A 7,197-nucleotide genomic window follows, 5' to 3' on the forward strand; every position below is an offset into this window, starting at 1 on the left:
TCATCGAAGGCCGCTGCAGCGGCGTCCCAGTAGGCGGTGATCGAAGCAGTTCGGTCAGTCATGACTCGATGCTCTCAGCAAGCCACTGACACTCCAGACACCCAGTAGCAGTGTCAGTTCTCACCTTGCCCTGGGCGAGGTCGCCCGCCTTCACCGTGGCGGGGTCCTTGCCCACGGCGAGGACGTTCACGACGGATGTCGGTGAGCATGCCCTTGAGCTATTCGTCGGTGCTGCAGATCAGCAGTGCGCCAACCTTCAGCCGGGCCATCTTCTTCGCGGCTTCGAGGACCGTCTCGTTCGCGCCGATGCACGTCGCGTCGGCCGTCATGATGACGCGAGCCTTCGTCATCCTTTGTCTCGCCTGCACAGTGCGGACCTGGTCCGCGCATGCCCGGACCGCATCCGTTGAAGTTCCCCATGAAGAATTCGTGTTCAACCTTTTCCTGGCGGCAGCACTCAGGACAGGGGACAGACACAAGTGAAGGGGAGGGCTGATGCCGCCAGGCACCGAGCACGACTGCGGGCAAGACGTCAGACATGGCTTCAGGCCCGGTTTGGGCGAAGGCCTCGATTTCGAGGTCTTCGCCCGGGCCAGTCAGCGCAAGCTGTACCGGACCGCGTACCTGCTGTGCGGGAACGCCGACGGCGCACGCGATCTGACCCAGACGACCCTCGCAAAGCTGTTCCAGCACTGGCGGAAGGTATCCGCCGCCGAGAGTCCCGACGCGTACGCCAGGACCGTACTGACCCGCACTTTCCTCGCCGAACGGCGACGCCGGCTGCGGGACCTCCTGGCCCACCGGCACGCCGACCGGCCGCCGCTGCCCGAACACGCCGAGCTGCGCGTCACCCTGCTCGCCGCACTCGCCGAGCTGCCGCCGCGCGCTCGGGCCATGGTCGTCCTGCGCTACTGGGAAAACCTCAGCGTCGGCACGGTCGCCGAACTGCTGCGGTGCAGCGAGGGGACGGTCAAGAGCCAGTGCTCGCGTGCCCTGGCGAGGCTGCGCACGCAGCTCGGTGAGGCCCATATCTACGCCACCGAGAACTGAGGAGACGTCATGGGTAGCAACGAAGACCTCCACGAAGTCCCCGACGACAGGGCCGTCATGCTGGTCCGGGACGCGATGGACCGTACGACCACCGACCTGCCCCCGCTCCCCGACCTCGTGGGCGCGGCCCGCACCCAGGGCCGGCGCCGCCGGGCGCGCGCCCGGTTCGCGATCGGCGGGGCGGTGCTGACCGTTGCCGCGCTCGGCGTAGCCGGGGCCGTGGCACTGCCGGCCGACAAGAACGGCCCGCAGGTCTCCGGGCAGGTGAACGTGGCCACGCCGGCGCCGTCGTCGTCGTCGAGCAGCGTGCCGCTGCCGCCGGTACACCTCGAACCGTCCCCGGGCGGCGACTCGATGGCCGATCTGCCGCTGGCCCAGCGGGCCAAGCAGGAGAACTTCCAGAACCAGGCCGTGCCCGTGCTCCAGAGCCTGCTACCGGCGACGATCGGAACGGTCCAGCGGACCGACCTCAGCGTGAACATGTACCAGGGCACGAAGGACGGCAAGACCTTCACCATCATCTTCTCGGTGCGTCCGTCGGGTCCGGACACCTCCGCCAAGGGCCCGGACTGCGTAACGGCGAAGGGCCAGGACTGCAAGAGGACCACCCTGCCCGGCGGCATCGAGGCCATGTCTGCGACCTCGCCGAACAACAACGGCGGCGTCAGCGAGACCCGTCTCCACTTCCGCTACGGCAAGAGCACCGTGTCACTGGTCATCAGCCCACACGACAAGTCGAACACCTCGGCACCGGTCACCAACGACCAGCTCCTGGAAGTCGCCAAGGCCTCCGCCTTCCTCGACCTGGTCAAGACCGCCGACGCCAACCCGGTACAAAAGGAACAGAAGACCGTCCCCCTCGGCTGACGGAGCGGAACCTTCACTGGACGGAATCACGCCGAGAGCGGTGACACGGGCACCACTGCCCGCTCCGTCCATCCCACCGCCCCGCCCCTTCGGCCATCGGCTGACGCGCGGGCCACCGCGAATGGAACTTACGGCGGCCGCGGCCAGCCGCAAAAGCCTCGGCGACCTCTTGGCGGTGGCCGCCGCGCACTCCCCGGCCCGTCGGGGAGGACGTCCTTGACGACGCCGACGATCGCGGCGTGCGCGAGCCGGTTGACGCCGAGCTGTTCCAGCGCCTTCGCGCGGTCGCCGAGGTCCAGGTCCCGGGGCACGTTCAGGCTCTCGGTCAGCGGGCCCCAGGAGCGCTTCGCGTCCGTACTCGCGGGTGGCGCCCACGGGTCGGCGGCCTCCCGCACCGGCGCAGCAGTGGGGCGTCATCACGACCGTGGGCGCCTCTCCCGTATCACCGCGCACGTCGCCGCATCCACCCGGGCCACCGCCGCCAACGCCGCTTCCACCACGGTGGCGGCCGTCCCAGGGAAGCCAGCCACAGGCGGGTCGGCGGCGGTCAGGGCGCGGAGCGCGGCGACGGTCTCCCGCAGGTGCACCCGGGCCTGGACCAGCTCCCTCAGCACGTCCCCGGCATCCCGCGAGACCGGCACCAGGATGTGTTGCACGACCGCCATCACCTGCCGTCCCGCCCACGACGCGGGCGACATCCCCTCCCGCCCCGCGGCCAGCCGGACGACCTCCAGCTCCGCGTCGTTGAACGACAGATTCACCCGCCGCGCACGTGGCGCGGACGTCAGCCGCTCACGCCGTCGGCCCCCGCCGGAAGGCCCCTCAATACCCATTGATAACCGCTCCCGGATAACGCCCGTACGGTCCGCCGGATACGCCGGGCCCTTCGGGTCCAGTCAGCCCGTACTGTTCCAGTACGTACTAACTGGCTGCCAATTTCTAATGGCGACCGGCACCGGCGGTGACATCGTCGGAGTCTTCCTCGGCATCCTAGTGATCGGTGCAGCACCATCGGCGTGGCGAGGGCTAGAGCAAGGGACATCGGGTGATTCTTACGATGCCTTGGCCACCCCGGGAAGGATGGCTGCGGCTCACCGCCCCTCGCCCCCGGAGCTTGCCGTCACGTCGCCGGCTTCGGGGCGGGGAGAGCGGCCACAGTCAGCGGGGCCGAGGCGATCCGCCGTCGCACCTCACAGGCCGCACAACTTCTGCAGCCCGCAACGAGACCCTTGAGGCCTTGACCTCGACGGGCCCGTAGCCGTTACCCCCGCCCAACGGCAGGCTCGCCGAGCTCGCGTACGTACTTCCCGAGGTACTGGGGGAAGGTGCCGTAGGCACGCGGGTGGGATTTGGCCCTGGCGAATACCGTCCGAACCGGCCGTGTGGGCCCGGTGCTTCATGATGAGCGGACGTTCTCCTCGTCTCTGACATGTTGCAGGATCGCCGATCCGAGGCGGTCACCGATCAGCAGCCGCCGGGCCGTGGCCCACGACTCTTCCCCGCGCATCCGGGCCGGCTCGGCGATGGTCTTTCCGAGGCCGGGGTCGGGATCGGAGACTCCGGAGATCTCGATCGTGTCCCATTCGATGGGGACGCCGTGGCAGCCGTTGGATCCGGGAACCCCGCCCCTACGGCACCCGGCTCGCCGCCCTCCGCAGCTGTGAGCTGACGGCCGCGGTGGCCGCGAGCGCGGGTCTCGCGCTGGTCGGCGACATCTGGCCCACCAGCGCGGTCCTCGCATGTGTCCATGAAACCAGCAGAGTCCGGAGGGCGACTTCCAGCACGTTCACGATGCCTGAAGCCTACGCCCCGCCGGCCTGACGACACCCCGGAACCTCGCACGGGCGGGGGTGTCGGCGGTCGCGAGGGTGTCCAGCGGCGCCAGAGCACCCGCGCCGAGTTACATCACCGCCCTTGACGAGGCACCCCGTGCGGAAAACTCCGACAGGCTGCTTTCTGCTTTCAGCGCTGGTCGAGGGGCAGGGCTATGTCGAAGACGGGTGTGCTGGTCGGGAAGGTTCCAGTGACGGTCGCCGTTCCGGTCAGTACGTTGACGGTGTGGAAGCGGTGGGAGGCTCCGGTTTGGAGTGTGGCGAAGCCGTGGTTGGTCTTCGTTTCGGGTGAGAAGTAGATGTCGAAGCCGGCGCTCGGGCTTGCGGCCGTGCCGAGGTTTCCGGTAGGGGCGAGGGTGCCGGAGTTCGCGGGGGACTGCAGGGACAGCCTGGCCATGCCGGTGCCGAGATCGAACAGGGTGGTAGCCGTGGCAGCGTTCAAGTCGTTGTTGGTGTAGGCGGCGCCAGTCACTCCCCTGGCCGTGGTGGGCTTTGCCGTGCCCGGCGGGGGCGCGGGGTTGGTGAGCGTTCCGTCGGCGGTGGTCGTTTCGGGGGCGGATGTGTCGTCGATGTTGTGGCGCAGGTTTTGTCCGGTGTCGCTGATGACCCGAAGGCGGTTGGCAGCGGGGTTAAAGTCCACTCCGAACGCGGTGCCGGCGAGCGGGACCGTCAACTGGGAGACCTTCTCGGCCTGCGCCGATGCCTTGTCCAGGACGTAGATGCCGCCGCGGTCACCGACTCCATAGAGCTTTCGGTCCTGGACCCGGAAGTCGATCCCCACGATCTTCCCGTCGCCGCTGAGGCCGGTGACCCGTCCCAGGTCGGTGGTCCGTGCTGGTCCGTCCGTACGGAATGCAACCAGCCGTTGGTCGGTTGTCAGTCCCACCACTGTGAGCGCCTTCGTCGCGGGGTCCGCGGCGGGCTGGGCGTGGCCGCCGGCCGAGGCGAGTGGGGGCAGGGCCAAGGTGGCGGCGACGGCCGCCCCTATCGCGCAAGCCATCAAGCGTGTACGCATGATCACTCCAGCTGCTGCTCCTGACGCCCGTCGGTGCGGGCGCATCCGTAGGAACATTCGGGGCCGCTGCCGAAAAGGGTTGGTCTCACGAGGAACCACCGCATGGGCCGCCGGGTGAACTGAAGTTCCCCCCTGAACCTGGACAGCGGGTGGTTACGCTGCGGGGGTGACGTTGTGGGTCGTCCGGGCTCTGGTTTCGAGTGGGGTGACGTAGCCGTACCCGGGGTGCTTGCGCAGGCGGGTGCGGTTGTATTCGACCTCGATGACCCCGTTGCCCAATTGGGTGAATGCCGTCGATCTCGGTCTTGGCTGGTGGCTGAGGGGTGGAGCCTGAGGATCGGGGCTTGGGTGGCAGGCCTGCGGTTCGGTCGTGGGGCGGAAAGTCGGGTGTCGATACGGGCAGACTCGGGTCGAGAGGTTCCTGAGGGGACGCGGATGGTGGCTCGAGCAGCGTTCCCGAAGGGCTGCCTGGCAATGCGGGTACGGGACGCGCTTGGTCCGCTCTTCGACGACGAGATCTTCAAGTCCGCGTTCGGTGTGCGGGGCCGACCCGGTGTCGCGCCGGGACAGCTGGCCCTGGTCAGCGTGCTGCAGTTCGCGGAGAACTTGACCGACCGGCAGGCCGCCCATGCAGTACGCGCGAGAATCGACTGGAAGTACTTGCTCGGCCTCGAACTGACCGACCCCGGGTTCGACTTCACCGTGCTGACCGGCTTCCGTGACCGTCTCCTGGCCCACGGGCTGGAGGAGAAGATCCTGGACCTGCTGCTGGCGCGGCTCAACGAGCTGGATCTCGTGTCCGGCCGGGGCCGGCAGCGGACCGACTCCACCCACATCCTCGCCGCGGTGAGGGATCTCAACCGCCTGGAGTTCGTCGGCGAGACGCTGAGGGCCGCCCTGGAGGCGGTTGCCGTCGCAGCACCCGAGTGGCTCGCCTCCTGGATGCCAGGGGGCTGGCAAGAACAGTACGGGACCCGGGTGGACTCTTACCGACTGCCGAGCGACGAGAGCGAGCGGACCCAACTGACCTGGCGCATCGCGGCCGACGGCTACCAGTTCCTCGAAGCGGCCGTCGGGGTCAGCGCCCCGGCCTGGCTGCCGCAGGTCTCGGCTGTCGGCATCCTGCGGACCGTATGGCTCCAGCAGTTCCAGCGCACGATCACGGACGGAGTGCAGGAGGTGGCCTGGCGGGGGAAGGACGAGCTCCCGCCCAGCAGAGCACGGATCACCTCGCCCTACGACCCCGACTCCCGCAACGCCGTCAAGCGCGGCTCGGCCTGGGACGGCTACAAGGTCCACATCACCGAGACCTGCGACGCCAAGGAGACCGGCACCGTACACCCGCCGTGCATGCGTCTCACTCACCCCGCCAGCCTGCCCGCTGCCCCAGCCCCTCCACCAGGCGAACGGATGAATCAGGCGCCCGCCGCGTGAACGGAACGGAGCGGCCGCGATGAGCCGGGGCGCCGGCATCGGATCCATGGCCGGACTAAGCGTCGACGGTGCCCGCGCAGGTGACGGCCAAGAGCGCTGAGCGCGTGCTACTACGCGCTTGCGGGCCCCGATTGCCAGGCTGATTTCCCGGGCCCGTGGTGTGTCCGAGCCGGGTCAGATCTCCCCGGCTTCCGTGGCGGTGAGCCGCCACTTCGTGCAGTGGCGAGGCGGCAACCCCCGAGGCGGGGGAGCTACCAGGGGAGTGCCGCGCAGATGGTCTTGCCGCCGTCCGGCATCGCCTTGATGTGGACGCGGGTGGCGAGTCGCTTGATCACGAACCATCCCCACCCGCCGGTCCCGTCCGTACCAGGGGTCCGGAGCTGGGGAAGCCGGGGACTCTCGTCGGCGACGCAGACGTCGATGGAGTCATCCTGCAGTTCCAGGTGCAGAACGCAGGGGCCGTCGGTGTACCGGACCGCGTTGGCGACGAGCTCGGCCACCACCAGGAGCACGTCGTCCATGCTCCCGGCCTTGGCAGGGGCCCGAAGGCGGGATGCGCCGGCCAGGAAAGCACGGGTGGCATCCCGTGCTGACGCGGCAGGGCGACTCAAACGGGACAGGGGATGATCCAGGACGGCGGTACTCACCTATTCCTCCTTCCACCCGGCGGGCTCAGATTTCGCGCATGCCCCGCTGCGCGCACAGAAACCGGAATGCGGCCTGCCGCCTGAGGCCCGGGAGGATAAAGCGGCCGCCCGCAGTACGGGCACCGGCCGTGTTCACGACGTCGCCCGCACCCGGCATCGGCCTGGCGGGCTTCCGCCGACTCCTCGAGGAAAAGGCGCAGTGGGCACGGGAGCGCTCCGACGTCGCCGATGGCTGGCTGCCCCGCCTTCTTTAGCTACGTCCCGGCGTGGCTGCGGGTCGGCAGGGAGCGGGCTTGCTGCGAGCCGCCCTCCCCCGGGACGCGGAGAGTGGGTGCGGTACTCATCGCGGGTG

The 7,197-nt window shown here is 69.0% G+C and carries 8 protein-coding genes and 1 pseudogene; 3 read left to right on the plus strand and 6 right to left on the minus strand.

Features of this window, described 5'->3' with window-relative positions:
* Positions 1 to 218 precede the first annotated feature (218 nt).
* Positions 219 to 350: a hypothetical protein gene (locus tag ACFWTC_RS38055; protein ID WP_384030521.1), complete on the minus strand. Its 132-nt coding sequence runs from the start codon at positions 348 to 350 to the stop codon at positions 219 to 221.
* A 145-nt stretch (positions 351 to 495) separates the two neighbouring features.
* Here ACFWTC_RS38055 and ACFWTC_RS38060 point away from each other — a divergent pair, with 145 nt between their 5' ends.
* The gene (locus tag ACFWTC_RS38060; RefSeq protein ID WP_384030519.1) at positions 496 to 1,050 is read left to right on the plus strand and encodes a SigE family RNA polymerase sigma factor; all 555 of its coding nucleotides are present in this window, start codon (positions 496 to 498) and stop codon (positions 1,048 to 1,050) included.
* Positions 1,051 to 1,059: 9 nt separating this feature from the next.
* Positions 1,060 to 1,917, plus strand: a complete 858-nt coding sequence (locus ACFWTC_RS38065) for a hypothetical protein (RefSeq protein ID WP_384030517.1) — start codon at positions 1,060 to 1,062, stop codon at positions 1,915 to 1,917.
* A 128-nt stretch (positions 1,918 to 2,045) separates the two neighbouring features.
* Here ACFWTC_RS38065 and ACFWTC_RS38070 read toward each other — a convergent pair whose 3' ends face one another.
* The 4 genes and pseudogenes from ACFWTC_RS38070 to ACFWTC_RS38085 form a co-directional block, all read right to left on the minus strand.
* Positions 2,046 to 2,312 carry a hypothetical protein gene (locus ACFWTC_RS38070; protein ID WP_384030515.1) on the minus strand — a complete coding sequence of 89 codons (267 nt, stop codon included), beginning with the start codon at positions 2,310 to 2,312 and terminating at the stop codon, positions 2,046 to 2,048.
* A gap of 21 nt (positions 2,313 to 2,333) precedes the next feature.
* Positions 2,334 to 2,678: a hypothetical protein gene (locus ACFWTC_RS38075; protein WP_384030513.1), complete on the minus strand. Its 345-nt coding sequence runs from the start codon at positions 2,676 to 2,678 to the stop codon at positions 2,334 to 2,336.
* Between the two features lie 524 nt (positions 2,679 to 3,202).
* Positions 3,203 to 3,538, minus strand: a pseudogene (locus ACFWTC_RS38080) (D-aminoacylase); the annotation flags it as partial.
* A gap of 341 nt (positions 3,539 to 3,879) precedes the next feature.
* A complete protein-coding gene (locus tag ACFWTC_RS38085; RefSeq protein ID WP_384030511.1) occupies positions 3,880 to 4,764 on the minus strand; it encodes a DUF4394 domain-containing protein in 885 nt (294 codons plus the stop codon).
* Between the two features lie 435 nt (positions 4,765 to 5,199).
* Here ACFWTC_RS38085 and ACFWTC_RS38090 point away from each other — a divergent pair, with 435 nt between their 5' ends.
* On the plus strand, positions 5,200 to 6,198 hold the full coding sequence (locus ACFWTC_RS38090; RefSeq protein WP_384030509.1) for a transposase: 999 nt from the start codon (positions 5,200 to 5,202) through the stop codon (positions 6,196 to 6,198).
* Between the two features lie 251 nt (positions 6,199 to 6,449).
* Here the strand turns inward: ACFWTC_RS38090 and ACFWTC_RS38095 are convergent, their stop codons facing one another.
* Positions 6,450 to 6,845 (minus strand): ATP-binding protein, encoded by a 396-nt coding sequence (locus ACFWTC_RS38095; protein WP_384030507.1) that lies wholly within the window; start codon positions 6,843 to 6,845, stop codon positions 6,450 to 6,452.
* Positions 6,846 to 7,197 lie beyond the last annotated feature (352 nt).

The organism is Streptomyces sp. NPDC058619 (genome assembly GCF_042717785.1).
Taxonomy (GTDB): Bacteria; Actinomycetota; Actinomycetes; order Streptomycetales; family Streptomycetaceae; genus Streptomyces.

Coding starts and splice junctions, on each gene's coding strand:
- ACFWTC_RS38055 (WP_384030521.1), bottom strand. CDS start 350: ATGACGAAGGCTCGCGTCATCATGACGGCCGACGCGACGTGCATCGGC.
- ACFWTC_RS38060 (WP_384030519.1), top strand. CDS start 496: ATGCCGCCAGGCACCGAGCACGACTGCGGGCAAGACGTCAGACATGGC.
- ACFWTC_RS38065 (WP_384030517.1), top strand. CDS start 1,060: ATGGGTAGCAACGAAGACCTCCACGAAGTCCCCGACGACAGGGCCGTC.
- ACFWTC_RS38085 (WP_384030511.1), bottom strand. CDS start 4,764: ATGCGTACACGCTTGATGGCTTGCGCGATAGGGGCGGCCGTCGCCGCC.
- ACFWTC_RS38090 (WP_384030509.1), top strand. CDS start 5,200: ATGGTGGCTCGAGCAGCGTTCCCGAAGGGCTGCCTGGCAATGCGGGTA.